A 13,376-nucleotide genomic window follows, 5' to 3' on the forward strand; every position below is an offset into this window, starting at 1 on the left:
CGTCTGTTACCGATCGCGGACATTTCCGGGGGGAACCCGCGACAGGCCGAGGCGGCCGGCCTCGCGGCAGCGGACGGAAGGAGCCCGCGGCAGCGGACGGGAAAGCCCGCGGCAGCGGACGGAAGGAATCAGTGGCCCGGCTCACATGGCGTGACGGGGTTGTCGCCGACACCATGGTCTGCGTCACCGGCAGGCCGAAGGGATCCAGGATGTTCCGCAAGGTACTGGTCGCCAACCGGGGTGAGATCGCGATTCGCGCGTTCCGCGCCGGCTACGAACTGGGCGCGCGCACCGTCGCCGTCTTCCCGTACGAGGACCGCAACTCGCTGCACCGGCTGAAGGCCGACGAGGCCTACGAGATCGGCGAGCCGGGACACCCGGTGCGGGCCTACCTCTCCGTGGACGAGATCGTCCGCGCGGCGCGCCGGGCCGGCGCGGACGCCGTGTACCCGGGATACGGCTTCCTGTCCGAGAATCCCGAACTGGCCCGTGCCTGCGAGGAGGCGGGCATCACCTTCGTCGGCCCGGACGCCGCCACCCTGGAACTGACCGGCAACAAGGCCCGCGCGGTCGCCGCCGCCCGGGCGGCCGGCGTGCCGGTCCTCGGCTCCTCGGCGCCCTCCACGGACGTGGATGAACTGGTCCGCGCCGCCGAGGACATCGGCTTCCCCGTGTTCGTCAAGGCCGTCGCCGGCGGTGGCGGGCGCGGCATGCGCCGCGTCGAGGACCCGGCCCAGCTGCGCGAGTCCATCGAGGCGGCGTCCCGCGAGGCCGCCTCCGCGTTCGGCGACCCGACCGTCTTCCTGGAGAAGGCCGTCGTCGAACCCCGCCACATCGAGGTGCAGATCCTGGCCGACGGCCAGGGCGGCGTCATCCACCTCTTCGAGCGCGACTGCTCGGTGCAGCGCCGCCACCAGAAGGTCATCGAGCTCGCCCCGGCACCGAACCTCGACCCGGCGCTGCGCGACCGCATCTGCGCCGACGCCGTGCGCTTCGCCCGCGAGATCGGGTACCGCAACGCGGGCACGGTGGAGTTCCTGCTCGACCGCCAGGGCAACCACGTCTTCATCGAGATGAACCCGCGCATCCAGGTCGAGCACACGGTGACCGAGGAGGTCACCGACGTCGACCTGGTCCAGGCCCAGCTGCGCATCGCCGCCGGCGAGTCCCTCGCCGACCTCGGACTGACCCAGGACTCGGTCCGGTTGCGCGGCGCCGCCCTGCAGTGCCGTATCACCACCGAGGACCCGGCCAACGGCTTCCGCCCCGACACCGGCCGGATCAGCGCCTACCGCTCACCGGGCGGCTCAGGCATCCGCCTGGACGGCGGCACCACGCACGCCGGCACCGAGATCAGCGCCCACTTCGACTCCATGCTGGTCAAACTCACCTGCCGGGGACGGGACTTCAAGGCCGCGATCGGCCGCGCGCGGCGCGCCGTCGCCGAGTTCCGCATCCGCGGGGTGGCCACCAACATCCCGTTCCTCCAGGCCGTCCTGGACGACCCCGACTTCCAGGCCGGGCGGGTCACTACGTCGTTCATCGAGGAGCGGCCGCACCTGCTCACCGCCCGCTCCTCCGCCGACCGCGGCACCAAGCTGCTGACCTACCTCGCCGACGTCACCGTGAACAAGCCGCACGGCGAGCGGCCCGAGTCGGTCGACCCGGTCACCAAGCTGCCGCCGCTGCCCGCCGGTGAGCCGCCCGCGGGCTCCCGGCAGCGCCTGGTCGAGCTCGGCCCCGAGGGCTTCGCCCGCCGGCTGCGCGAGGCGCCGACCATCGGCGTCACCGACACCACCTTCCGCGACGCCCACCAGTCCCTGCTCGCCACCCGCGTGCGCACCAAGGACCTCCTGGCCGTCGCCCCGGTCGTCGCCCGGACCCTGCCCGAGCTGCTCTCCCTGGAGTGCTGGGGCGGCGCCACCTACGACGTGGCGCTGCGCTTCCTCGCCGAGGACCCCTGGGAGCGGCTCGCCGCCCTGCGCGAGGCGGTGCCCAACATCTGTCTGCAGATGCTGCTGCGCGGCCGCAACACCGTCGGCTACACCCCGTACCCGACCGAGGTCACCGACGCCTTCGTCCAGGAGGCCGCGGCCACCGGCATCGACATCTTCCGCATCTTCGACGCCCTCAACGACGTCGACCAGATGCGCCCGGCCATCGACGCCGTACGCGCGACCGGCACGGCCGTCGCCGAGGTCGCCCTGTGCTACACCGGGGACCTCTCCGACCCCGCCGAGCGCCTCTACACCCTGGACTACTACCTGCGCCTGGCCGAGCGGATCGTCGGGGCGGGCGCGCACGTGCTCGCGGTGAAGGACATGGCCGGACTGCTGCGCGCGCCCGCGGCGGCCAGGCTGGTGTCGGCGCTGCGCCGCGAGTTCGACCTCCCGGTGCACCTGCACACCCACGACACCGCGGGCGGGCAGCTCGCCACCTACCTCGCCGCGATCCAGGCCGGCGCCGACGCGGTGGACGGCGCGGTCGCCTCGATGGCCGGCACCACCTCGCAGCCGTCGCTGTCGGCGATCGTCGCCGCCACCGACCACTCCGACCGCCCCACCGGCCTGGACCTGCAGGCGGTCGGCGACCTGGAGCCGTACTGGGAGAGCGTCCGCAGGGTCTACGCCCCCTTCGAGGCCGGCCTGGCCTCGCCGACCGGACGCGTCTACCACCACGAGATCCCCGGCGGCCAGCTGTCCAACCTGCGCACCCAGGCGGTCGCGCTCGGCCTCGGCGACCGCTTCGAGGACATCGAGGCGATGTACGCCGCCGCCGACCGCATCCTGGGCCGCCTGGTCAAGGTCACCCCGTCGTCCAAGGTGGTCGGCGACCTCGCCCTGCACCTGGTGGGAGCCGGGGTCGCGCCGGAGGACTTCGAGGAGACACCGGACCGGTTCGACATCCCCGACTCCGTCATCGGCTTCCTGCGCGGCGAGCTGGGCACCCCGCCCGGCGGCTGGCCGGAACCGTTCCGTACCAAGGCCCTGAAGGGCCGCGCGGACGCCAAGCCCGCGGCCGAGCTGACCGCCGAGGACCGCGAGGGCCTGGACAAGTCCCGCCGCTCGACCCTCAACCGCCTGCTGTTCCCCGGACCGACACGCGACTTCGAGGCCCACCGCCAGGCCTACGGTGACACCAGCGTGCTGGACAGCAAGGACTTCTTCTACGGCCTGCGCCCCGCCAAGGAGTACGCCGTCGACCTCGAACCCGGCGTACGGCTGCTGATCGAGTTGCAGGCCGTCGGCGAGGCGGACGAGCGCGGCATGCGCACCGTGATGTCCACGCTGAACGGCCAGCTGCGCCCGATCCAGGTGCGCGACACCGCCGCCGCGGCCGACGTGCCCGTGACGGAGAAGGCGGACCGCGCCAACCCCGGCCACGTGGCGGCGCCGTTCGCCGGCGTGGTGACACTCGCCGTGGCCGAGGGCGACGAGGTGGCGGCCGGCGCGACCGTGGCCACCATCGAGGCGATGAAGATGGAGGCCACCATCACCGCCCCGAAGTCGGGCCGAGTGACCCGGCTGGCCATCAACCGCATCCAGCAGGTGGAAGGCGGCGACCTGCTGATCGAGGTCGCCTGAACCACCTTCAGGCGGGCCGGGCCGGGTTGGCCCACCGGCGGGGCCACCGGCCGGGTCGGGCCGGTCTCAGCGGTCGGGTTGGCCCACGGGGGTGGTCGGCCCGCCGGTCAGGGTGGCGTCACTGGCCGGATCGGCTACCGGCGGGGGCTGGCCGACGGGCCGGATCGGCCGGGGCGGGTGGGTCTCAGCGGCCGGGTCGGTCCACCGGTCAGGGTGGCGTCACCGGCAGGGTCGGCCCACCGGCTGGGGCGGCCGACGGGCCAGGTCGGCCGGGCGGGTCGGGCTCACCGGCCGGGCTCACCGGCCGGGTTCGTCCTTCGGGGAGCCCAGCCAGGTTCGGGCCGCGGCGGTCAGTGCGGTGATGCCGGTGCTCAGTGTCGGCTCGACGACCGGGGCGAAGTGCGGGGAGTGGTTGGAGGGCTGGCTGCGTGCCACCTTCGCGAGGTCCTCGAACGTGCGGGCCGAGGCGAAGGCGGTCGGGTCGGCGCCGCCCAGCAGCCAGTAGACGCACGGGGCGCCGGCGGCCTGGGCCAGCAGGCCGACGTCCTCGCTGCCGGTGGCCGGACCGGGATCGACCAGGCGCGAGGCGCCCAGCGCCTCGGTGAGGGCATGGCGGGTCCGGTCGCAGGCGGCGGGGTCGTTGACCACCGCGGGGAACGACTCGGTGTACGCGATCTCCGGCTCCCGGGGCGCGCCGGAGGCGGCCGCCTCGCCGCGGACGATCCGCTCCACCGCCCGCAGCACGGTCTCGCGCACCTCCGGCTCGAAGGTCCGCACGCTCAGCAGCAGTTCCGCGCGGTCCGGAATGATGTTGGGCTTCGTTCCGGCGTGCAGGGCGCCGACGGTGACGACCGCCGTGGAGGTACCGGCCACCTCCCGGGCGACGACACCCTGCAGGCGCTGCACCGTCGCGGCGGCCATGAGGACCGGGTCCACGCAGGCCTCCGGCCGGGACCCGTGGCCCCCGCGGCCGTGCAGGACGACGCGCAGCGAGTCGGCCGCGGCGAACGCCGGTCCCGCGTGCAGCCCGACGAAGCCGGCGGGCAGCGGTGACACGTGCTGCCCGAGCACGACCTCCGGCCGGCCGAACCGCTCGTACAGCCCGTCGTCGATCATGGCCCGGGCGCCCCCGCCGAGCTCCTCGGCCGGCTGGAAGACCAGCAGCACGGTGCCCCGCCACGTGTCCCGGTGGGCCGCCAGTTCGGCCGCCGCGCCCAGCAGGCAGGTGACGTGCATGTCGTGGCCGCAGGCGTGCATGACGGGCACCTCGCGCCCATCGGTGTCGGTCGCCCGTGCCGTGCTGGCGTACGGCAGGCCCGTCTGCTCCCGCACCGGCAGGGCGTCCATGTCGGCACGCACCGCCACCGTGGGCCCCTCGCCGCTGCGCAGGACGCCGACCACGCCCGTACCGCCGACGCCCGTGGTCGTCTCGTAGCCCGCTGCACGCAGCCGCTCGGCGACGATGCGGGCGGTGCGGTGCTCGGCGAAGGCGAGCTCGGGGTGGGTGTGCAGATCGCGGTACACCTCGGCGAGGCCGTCGAGGTGGGGCCGTGGGGACGGGCTGCTGGGCATCGAGCCACCTTCCGATACGGGGTCCGGATCCGGCGGTGCCGCCGGGGCGTGCCACCGGCTCAAGATATCGAGAAGGTGATCTCTCGGCCCTGCCGGGGCGCGGGCCGGTCCCTGCGATCGTCCGCCCGCGCTCAGGGCGGGATCCGCGGGGAGGCGGCCCGGTCAGCCGTACCGTGTGAGCCCCCTTGCGGACGTCACCGCCGGGGGCCCGGGCTTCACCCGCTCGTCTCGCCCCGGGCCCGGTTCCGGGCCGCCATCACGGCGTAGACGATGACGCCCGCGAGCAGGAACAGCACGCCCTGGTAGACGGCGGCGTACCCGGCGCCCGCGACGAGCCACATCGAGAAGGCGGCCGCGAGCGAGGCGATCACGGCGTCCCGCACCAGCCGTCCCCGGTCGACCATGTCGCGGCGCCCGGCGACGAGGTGGAACAGCTGCGCCGCCGTGGCCAGCAGGTACGGCACCGTCGCCGTGAACGTGGTGACGAGGACCAGGATCTGGAAGACCTTCGCCGAACCCGAGGTGTAGTTGTAGACGGTGAGCAGCGAGGCGAGGACGACGGTGACGGCCACACCGACGGTCGGAACGCCCCGCCGCCGGCGCGCGAAGGCGGCCGGGAACAGGCCGTCCTGTGCGGCGGCGTACGGGGTCTGGGCGCTCAGCAGCGTCCAGCCGTTGAGGCAGCCGGTCATCGACACCAGCGCGGCCAGCGCGACCGCCCAGCCGCCCCAGGCGCCCCCGAACATGGCGTTCACGGCGTCGGAGAACGGCGCGGTGGACTCCACCAGACGGCCGTGCGCGACCGTGCCGAAGACCGACAGCGTGCCCAGCAGATAGACGAGGGCGGCTCCCACGGTGCCGATGACGGTGGCGCGTCCCACATTGCGCCGGGGGTCCTTCACCTCGCCCGCGCTGACCGCGGCGGACTCCACACCGAGGTAGGAGAAGAGCAGGATCGCGGCGGAGGCCGACACCGCGCCGACCGCGCTGCCGCCGCCGGCGTTGAACGGGCCGAGGTTGTGCGGGTCGAAGAAGAACAGCCCGCCGACCGCGACGAGCAGCAGCGGCACGAACTTCAGCACGGTGGAGACCAGCTGGACGGCGCCCACGTAGCGGGTGCCCGCGAAGTTGGCGAGCGCCGGCAGCCACTGCAGGACGAGCGCGGCCAGGCACGCGCTCCAGCGGTGGTCGTTCACCGGCACCAGCACGTCGAGGTAGCCGACGGCGGCCACGGCGAGCGCCGCGTTCGACACCCAGGTGGTGATCCAGTACGCCCAGGCGGCCAGGAAGCCGGCGAAGTCGCCGAAGGCCCCGCGGGCGTAGACGTAGGGGCCGCCGGTGCGCGGGTCGCGTTCGGCGAGCCGGCCGAAGACGAGCGCGAGGGTGATCGCGCCGATGGTCAGGACGCCGAAGGCGACCAGGCTGACCGTGCCGTACGGGGCGACGGAGGCCGGGAGCAGGAAGATGCCGCCGCCGATGATGTTGCCCATGACCAGCGCGGTCGCCACGGGGAGCCCGAAGCGGCGGGCGTGCCGGTCGGCGTCGCGTGTGCGAGCCCCGCTGGCCGAGGTGGCCGTGGGAACACCGCTGATCGTGGGGTCGACGGCGGGGGAGGGAGCCGTGGGGGTGTCCTGCGGGGCCGGAGCCGACTGCGGGGCGGTCCCGGTGACGTGCATGGGGTGGTGCGCCTCTCTTCGAACTGGTGCCCGGGATCGCCGGACGGACCCTATGGTCCGGCATCGGTCGTCATGACTCCAAATCCCCTCGTTTCGTCCTGTATGGATGGGTGCGGCACCGTAAAACGTGCGCCGCGGCGGCCCCGGAGACGGGAAACGTCCGGACGGCGGGACCTCGGCCGGCGTGCGGGACGGACGGGGTGAGGCGCGAGTGGGGCGCCAGTGAGGCGCGAACGAGGCGCGCGGAGAGCCCGGCGAGGGAAGGCGCCGCAGGATGATCTAGCGTGGGCGTTATGTCTGATACGTCGCACGGTGAGCACGGCCGTCCGCCCACCCCGGCCGAGCGCTGGGCCGCCTTCCGGAAGTCGCCCTTCCTGCCCGCGACGGTCCTGACGCTGATCATCGCCGCCGCGGCCGGACTCTTCGCCGGCTCCTACACGTACGCCATGGCCAACCCCACCCCGCACACCATCCCCACCGCGATCGTCGGCGCCCACGACCAGCCGGGCGCCCGGCGCTTCGTGGCCGGCATGGAGAAGGCCCTGGCCGCCTCGCTGAAGCTACGGCCCTACGCCACACTCGGCGCGGCAGAGGAAGCCGTGGACGACCAGAAGGTGTTCGCCGTGCTCGACGTCCCCCCGGGCGCGAACAGCGTCACGCTCTACGTGTCCGCCGCCACCGGGGCCACGGTCGCCCAGGTACTGGTGGAGTCGGCGGAGAAGGTCGGCCACGCCACCGGTGTGCCGGTCGCGATCCACGACCTCAAGCCGTTGCAGAAGGGCGACCCGCGCGGACTGGCGATCTTCTACATCTCGCTCGCGGCCGTGATCGTCGGCTTCGTCGGGGCCATCCAGCTCAGCGTTCAGGCGTCCGGGCTGAACCCGCTGGAGCGCATCGCCTTCACCGCCGTCTACGCCCTGCTCGGCGGGTTCGTGATCGCCGCGGTGGTGGACTGGATGCTCGGCGCCCTGCATCTGCCCTTCGTCGAGTCCTGGATGATCCTCGCGCTGACCATGTTCACCTCCGGCATGGTCTTCACGATGTTCAACACCCTGTTCGGGCGCTGGGCCATGATCCCGACATGGAGCCTGATGGTCCTGCTGGGCAACCCCTCCTCGGGCGGCGCGGTCTCCTGGCCGCTGCTGCCCTCCGCGCTCGGCGTCATCGGCCGCTGGCTGCCGCCCGGCGCCTCGGTGAACGCCCAGCACACGGCCGTGTACTTCTCCGGGCACCAGCACGCCTTCCCCTTCCTGGTCCTCGCCGGCTGGGCCGTCGTCTCCTGCGCCGTCTTCTGGACCTGGCGGCACCGCCACCCCGGCGGCCGCGAAGTCCGTCCCGCCCACGCCGCCCCCTGAGGGCCGTCCATTACCCCGAAAGTCATCGATCTCGTACCGTCCCCCGTGCCACGATCGTCGCCGTGAGAAGGCCGAGCGACCGACCGGAGGACACCATGCCCGCCTACGCCATCGCCCACCTGCGCGAGGCCGCCCCGCACCCGGAGATCGCCGAATACATCGAACGCATCACCGACACCTTCGAACCGTACGGCGGCCGCTTCCTCGTGCACGCCGCCCAGCACGAGGTGAAGGAGGGCGGCTGGCCCGGACACGTCGTGGTGATCGCCTTCCCCGGGATCGACGAGGCACGGGCCTGGTGGGACTCGCCCGCCTACCAGGAGATCGCACCGCTGCGCTCACGCCACATCGAGGGCGACATCATCCTCGTCCCGGGCGTCCCCGACGACTACGACCCGGCCACCACCGCGAAGGCGATGCGCGAGTCGCTGCCGCGCGACCGGTGACTCACCGTCCGCGCGGGCGCGGCTCGTCGTCATCGGCGGCTGAACGGGCGGCACGCGCCAGCCACTCCTGGTAGGCCGGCGCCTGGCGCGCCACGTCCCAGTAGGCCGCCTCCAACTCGGCGTAGGCCCTGTCCAGTTCCCCTTCGCAGCGAGCCGCGAGCAGCAGCCGTACGCCGATCGGGTCACCCTCCAGCGGCCGCATCGCGAGGTCGGGGCGCGGGTGCGCGGTGGGCTGACTGACCGTGACGACCTCGCCGGTGGCGGCCAGGGAGTACGCGGTGAGGTAGTCGCCGTGCAGCAGGTCGGGTTCGAGCCCCGCCGCGCGCAGCACCCGGCACAGAGCGTCCCATTCACCGTCGACCGTGGAGTCGACCATCCAGCGCTCGCCGGCGAGGTCGGCCAGCCGCACCTCGCGTCGCGCGGCCGCGGGATGGTCCGCGGCGAGCGTGACGAACTGCGGTTCCCGCTCCACCAGCACCCGCAGACAGAGCCCGCGCGGGACGCGCAGCGCACTGCCCTCGACCTCGTGCACGAAGGCCATGTCGAGCCGGCCCGCGGCGACCATGCCCAGCAGGGAGTTCGCGGACACGTCCATCTGGAGCGTCGGTTCGATCCCGGGCAGCCGGGCCCGCAGCCGGCGCAGTCAGCCCGGTATGGCCCGGCTCGCGGTGGCGCCGATGCGCAGCAGGGTCCCGCCGGCGGCGCGTGCCGCCGCCGCCCTGGTCTCGGTGACGATCGCCGCTAACTCGGCGACGAGGGGCCTGGCGCGGCTCAGGACCAGGTGTCCGAGCGGGGTGGGGCGGCAGCCGGTACGGGCGCGTACGAACAGCTGGGCGCCGAGGGCCTGCTCGATGCGGCGCAACTGGGTGCTCAACGAGGGCTGGGCCATGCCGAGTTCCCGAGCCGCTTTGTGCAGACTGCCCAGGTCGGCGATGGCGCAGAGAACGCGCAGGTGCCTCACCTCGAGCTCCATGGGGGGAGCGTAGGGCGGATGTGCGGCGCCCCACCAGATGTTCACATCGCGACGAAACCGCACGAGTCGGCCGCCGATAGCCCGGCGCTATCCCCAATTGCCATCATCCGCAGCCCCGTTGGCCTGCCCGAGACTCATGTGCAACCGATCGTTCCACCCCACAGAACGAGAAGGAGCCCCCACATGATCTCGTCCCGCACGGGCGCACGGTCCGCGAAGACCTCCAGAAGACTCGTCGCCCTGGCGCTCGGCCTCGGTCTGGCCTCCGCCGCGCTGGGCACCGCGAGCCCGGCGAGCGCCCGGACGGCCGCCCGGACGGCCGCCCACCCGGCCCCGGCCGGCTCCACCCTCGCCGCCTCCGCCCGCTACGCCGGCTCGGCCGAGGACGCCGCGAACAACAAGGCGTTCTTCGACGCCGTGCTGAAGTCGGTCGCCGAGAAGCAGGCCGCCCACCCGAACCTGAAGTCGGTCACCGTCTACTACAACGCCTCCCAGGCACCGAGTTTCCGTTCCCAGATATCGAGCGCCGCCTCCATCTGGAACAGCTCGGTGTCGAACGTGAAGCTCCAGGCGACCTCGTCGGGCGCGGACTTCGCCTACTACGAGGGCAGCGACCCGCGCGGCTCCTACGCCTCCACCGACGGCCACGGCAGCGGGTACATCTTCCTCGACTACGCGCAGAACCGGCAGTACGACTCGATCCGCGTCGCCGCCCACGAGACCGGTCATGTGCTGGGTCTGCCCGACCACTACAGCGGCCCGTGCAGCGAGCTGATGTCGGGCGGAGGTCCCGGCCCCTCCTGCACCAACCGCTACCCCGACGCGACCGAGCGCGCCCGCGTCGACCAGCTGTGGGCCTACGGCCTGGCCAAGGCCCTGGCCGCCGTGAACACCGGGCGCTGACGGCGCCCGGAGTGGCGCAGCAGTGATCCGTCCGTTCCGCTGCCACGATGACCCGGGAGAGGACCCCGCACCCGGTTCCCGGCAGCGGAACGGAAGAGACACCGCATGACCGATCCAGCAGCGCCCAGGAACGGCCGGAACGGCCCCGACGGCCCTCATGGCCGGCACGACCGCAACGGCCGGGCCCCTCGGGGCGGACGCCGCTTGTCGCCCCGATGGGCACCCGTCCTGTCCCTCGTTCGTGCCGTGTGCGTCACGGCCGGGCTGGTCGCCGCGTACTACCTGCTGCCCCTGGACCACCACGACACGGCCGTGACGCTGGCGCTGCTGGTCGGCGGTCTTTTCGCGGCCGCGGTGATGTTCGGCTGGGAGGTGGTGGTCGTCGCGCGCTCCCCGTACCCCCGCCTGAGGGCCGTGGAGGCACTGGCGGCCACGCTGCCGATGTTCCTGCTGCTCTTCGCCGGCGCCTACTACCTCCTCGACCGTTCCGCCCCCGGTTCCTTCAGCGAGCGGCTGACCAGGACGGACGCCCTGTACTTCGCTCTCACCACGTTCGCCACCGTCGGATACGGCGACATCACCGCCCGGTCCCAGGCGGGGCGCGTGCTGACGATGTTCCAGATGGCGGGCGGGCTGCTGCTCGTGGGCGTCGCCGCACGCGTGCTGACGGGCGCGATCGAGGCGGGGCTGCGCCAGCGGGACCGGTCGGCCGGGCCGGGGCGCGGCGCGGCCCGGGCAGCGGACGACCGGGAGTGAGGGCCGCGCACGTGCGCGTCTGCACGCACGTGCGCGGGTCACTACTTGCTGACGGCGAAGCGCATCAGGGCGTGCTCGTCGCCCTGCTTGATCTTCCCCGTGACATTGATCACCTCGAGCTTCCAGCTGCCGCCGACGCGCACGGCCTTGGCCACGGCGCAGCCGTTGTCCTGGGTGAGCAGACTCGGCCAGATGTCGGCGACCTGCTGGGAGCTGCCCCCGGTCGCGTCGTACACCTTGAAGCTGATGTTGCGCGCCTTCTGGAACGAGCTTCCCTTCTTGAAGGCGGCGGCGACGAACACGATCGAGGTGATCTGGGCCGGGATCCGGCCGAACTCGACCGTCACCGTCTCGTCGTCGCCGTCCCCCCGGCCGGTCTGGTTGTCGCCGCTGTGCACCAGCGAGCCGTTGCCCATGGGATCCAGCGAGTCGAGGCCCGCCAGACGCACCGGGTCGGCGCCCTGCATGGCGATGGCGATGAGATCGAGGTCGGTGCCGGCCTTGCGGCGGAGCATCCCCATCACCCCGCCACTGGCACCGGCGGTGGGGTCCCAGGACACCCCGATGGACAGGTGGGTCACACCGTCCAGGTCCGCGGGGCCGTCTTCCTTCGTCAGCGTAATCATGTGTAGATCATCCTCTGGTGAGGGGTACTCCGACAGGCAAAGTGTGCCTGGAACACACATCGTTGCGCACGACTGGCCTGCTGCTTGCCGTTTCATCCCCTTATGTACTGGCTGCGGGGCCGCGGCAGGGCCGGCGACGCGTCGCCGCCGGCCCGGCCTTCCGGCCTCAGTTCAGCGCGGGCGGCCCCGCCTCGGCGGCCGTCCCCCAGGCGGACGGCTGCGCGCCGACCGTGAAGGCGAGCGACGTCAGATGCCGCAGGGCGTCCGTCGTCAGGTACGTACGACCGTATGGGGACCCGTCCACGCGGGCCGCCTGGACGTAGCGGTTGCCGTCCGACGTGCCCGGCGCCGTGATGGTGAGCGAACCGCGCGGGTAGTAGCGCCGGTCGAGGGTCAGGTCGACCCGTTCGAAGACGGGGGTGGACAGGCCCCAGGTGTCGTAGCCGGGCTGCACCGGGAAGACGCCGATCGACGACAGCACGTTCCAGGCGGACATGGTGCCCAGGTCGTCGTTGCCGGTCATGCCGGTCGGGGTGTCCGTGAAAAGGGTCAGCGCCGCGTGCACCACGTCGGTGGTCTTCCAGGGCTGACCGGTCGACAGATAGGTGTAGGGCGCGATGAGGTCGGGCTCGTTCTGCGGGTTGTACTTGTCCGCGTTGTAGTAGGCGTAGGGGCCGTTCACCCACACCTCGCGGGCGGTCTTCGCGGGGTCCGCGACGAGCCGGTCGTAGGCGAAGAAGGAGTCCAGCCGGTCGTTGGCCGCCTGCTTGCCGCCGATCAGGGAGATCATGCCCGGCAGGTCCTGCGGCACGAGCCACTGGTACTGCCAGGACGTACCCTCGTGGAAGCCCTCGCTCTGCGCCGGGTCCGCCGGTCCGGTGAAGGCGCCGGAGGTGTCGCGGGCGCGGAAGAAGCCGGTCGAGGCGTCGAAGATCTTCCGGTAGTTCTGGGCGCGGGCGGCGTAGCGGGCGGCGTCGGCGTCGTGGCCGAGGTCACGGGCCATCTCGGCGAGCATGGCGTCCGACAGGGCGTACTCCAGGGTCGCGGACGCGCCGTGGTCGTAGTCGGAGTCGCCGGGCTTGGCGTGCGGGCGGCCCTTGATGTACGGCGCGAAGCCGCCTGCGATGTACTCCTTGTTCGCCTCGCGGCCCACGGCCGGGGAGCCGGCGGGCGGCACCCCGTCGGCGTTCTTCTTCAGGGCGCGGTACGCCCGCTCCTCCCAGCCCTTGAGCAGGCCCTGCTGGTAGGCGTTGGTGAGGAACGGCGTGACGGGGTCGCCGGTCATGATGTTCGTCTCGACCGTGCCGTAGCCCCACTTGGGCAGCCAGCCGCTCTCCTCGTCGATCCTGATGACGGAGATCGCCATGTCCCGGGCCTCACGCGGCGCGAGCAGCGACAGCAGCTGGGACTGGGTGCGGTAGGTGTCCCACAGCGACCAGTTCTGGTAGTACGTGAAGCCCTTCGCCCGGTGGATCCGCTGGTCCC

General features: G+C 72.7%; 9 protein-coding genes and 1 pseudogene. 5 read left to right on the top strand and 5 right to left on the bottom strand.

Features of this window, described 5'->3' with window-relative positions:
* The first annotated feature begins 209 nt into the window (after positions 1 to 209).
* The gene (locus tag IE318_RS35940) at positions 210 to 3,584 is read left to right on the top strand and encodes a pyruvate carboxylase (protein ID WP_189907111.1); all 3,375 of its coding nucleotides are present in this window, start codon (positions 210 to 212) and stop codon (positions 3,582 to 3,584) included.
* A 297-nt stretch (positions 3,585 to 3,881) separates the two neighbouring features.
* Here the strand turns inward: IE318_RS35940 and IE318_RS35945 are convergent, their stop codons facing one another.
* Together IE318_RS35945 and IE318_RS35950 are read right to left on the bottom strand one after the other, a co-directional pair.
* On the bottom strand, positions 3,882 to 5,156 hold the full coding sequence (locus IE318_RS35945; protein ID WP_189907113.1) for an amidohydrolase: 1,275 nt from the start codon (positions 5,154 to 5,156) through the stop codon (positions 3,882 to 3,884).
* 215 nt (positions 5,157 to 5,371) lie between these two features.
* On the bottom strand, positions 5,372 to 6,832 hold the full coding sequence (locus tag IE318_RS35950) for an amino acid permease (RefSeq protein ID WP_189907115.1): 1,461 nt from the start codon (positions 6,830 to 6,832) through the stop codon (positions 5,372 to 5,374).
* Positions 6,833 to 7,125: 293 nt separating this feature from the next.
* Between IE318_RS35950 and IE318_RS35955 the strand changes: the two genes are divergently transcribed.
* Both IE318_RS35955 and IE318_RS35960 read left to right on the top strand, forming a co-directional pair.
* The gene (locus tag IE318_RS35955; protein WP_189907117.1) at positions 7,126 to 8,187 is read left to right on the top strand and encodes an ABC transporter permease; all 1,062 of its coding nucleotides are present in this window, start codon (positions 7,126 to 7,128) and stop codon (positions 8,185 to 8,187) included.
* Between the two features lie 95 nt (positions 8,188 to 8,282).
* On the top strand, positions 8,283 to 8,633 hold the full coding sequence (locus tag IE318_RS35960) for a DUF1330 domain-containing protein (protein WP_030179450.1): 351 nt from the start codon (positions 8,283 to 8,285) through the stop codon (positions 8,631 to 8,633).
* A gap of 1 nt (position 8,634) precedes the next feature.
* Here the strand turns inward: IE318_RS35960 and IE318_RS35965 are convergent.
* Positions 8,635 to 9,606 (bottom strand): annotated as a pseudogene (locus IE318_RS35965) (LysR family transcriptional regulator).
* 183 nt (positions 9,607 to 9,789) lie between these two features.
* Between IE318_RS35965 and snpA the strand changes: the two are divergent.
* Both snpA and IE318_RS35975 read left to right on the top strand, forming a co-directional pair.
* The gene (snpA, locus tag IE318_RS35970; RefSeq protein ID WP_189907119.1) at positions 9,790 to 10,509 is read left to right on the top strand and encodes a snapalysin; all 720 of its coding nucleotides are present in this window, start codon (positions 9,790 to 9,792) and stop codon (positions 10,507 to 10,509) included.
* A gap of 246 nt (positions 10,510 to 10,755) precedes the next feature.
* The gene (locus IE318_RS35975) at positions 10,756 to 11,265 is read left to right on the top strand and encodes a potassium channel family protein (protein WP_308438613.1); all 510 of its coding nucleotides are present in this window, start codon (positions 10,756 to 10,758) and stop codon (positions 11,263 to 11,265) included.
* A 41-nt stretch (positions 11,266 to 11,306) separates the two neighbouring features.
* On the opposite strand, the gene IE318_RS35980 is transcribed toward IE318_RS35975, so the two are convergent.
* Both IE318_RS35980 and IE318_RS45580 read right to left on the bottom strand, forming a co-directional pair.
* Positions 11,307 to 11,891, bottom strand: coding sequence for a TerD family protein (locus tag IE318_RS35980; protein WP_189907123.1), 585 nt, complete (start codon positions 11,889 to 11,891; stop codon positions 11,307 to 11,309).
* Positions 11,892 to 12,057: 166 nt separating this feature from the next.
* Positions 12,058 to 13,376, bottom strand: a 1,319-nt coding sequence (locus IE318_RS45580; RefSeq protein ID WP_229903978.1) for a glycoside hydrolase family 92 protein, incomplete at its 5' end; no start/stop codon positions are given.

It is taken from the genome of Streptomyces spiralis, from assembly GCF_014654675.1.
GTDB lineage: Bacteria > Actinomycetota > Actinomycetes > Streptomycetales > Streptomycetaceae > Streptomyces > Streptomyces spiralis.

What these genes read in the sequence shown, in the direction of transcription:
- IE318_RS35940 (WP_189907111.1), top strand. Translation starts at nt 210, where the DNA reads ATGTTCCGCAAGGTACTGGTCGCCAACCGGGGTGAGATCGCGATTCGC.
- IE318_RS35945 (WP_189907113.1), bottom strand. Translation starts at nt 5,156, where the DNA reads ATGCCCAGCAGCCCGTCCCCACGGCCCCACCTCGACGGCCTCGCCGAG.
- IE318_RS35950 (WP_189907115.1), bottom strand. Translation starts at nt 6,832, where the DNA reads ATGCACGTCACCGGGACCGCCCCGCAGTCGGCTCCGGCCCCGCAGGAC.
- IE318_RS35955 (WP_189907117.1), top strand. Translation starts at nt 7,126, where the DNA reads ATGTCTGATACGTCGCACGGTGAGCACGGCCGTCCGCCCACCCCGGCC.
- IE318_RS35960 (WP_030179450.1), top strand. Translation starts at nt 8,283, where the DNA reads ATGCCCGCCTACGCCATCGCCCACCTGCGCGAGGCCGCCCCGCACCCG.
- snpA (WP_189907119.1), top strand. Translation starts at nt 9,790, where the DNA reads ATGATCTCGTCCCGCACGGGCGCACGGTCCGCGAAGACCTCCAGAAGA.
- IE318_RS35980 (WP_189907123.1), bottom strand. Translation starts at nt 11,891, where the DNA reads ATGATTACGCTGACGAAGGAAGACGGCCCCGCGGACCTGGACGGTGTG.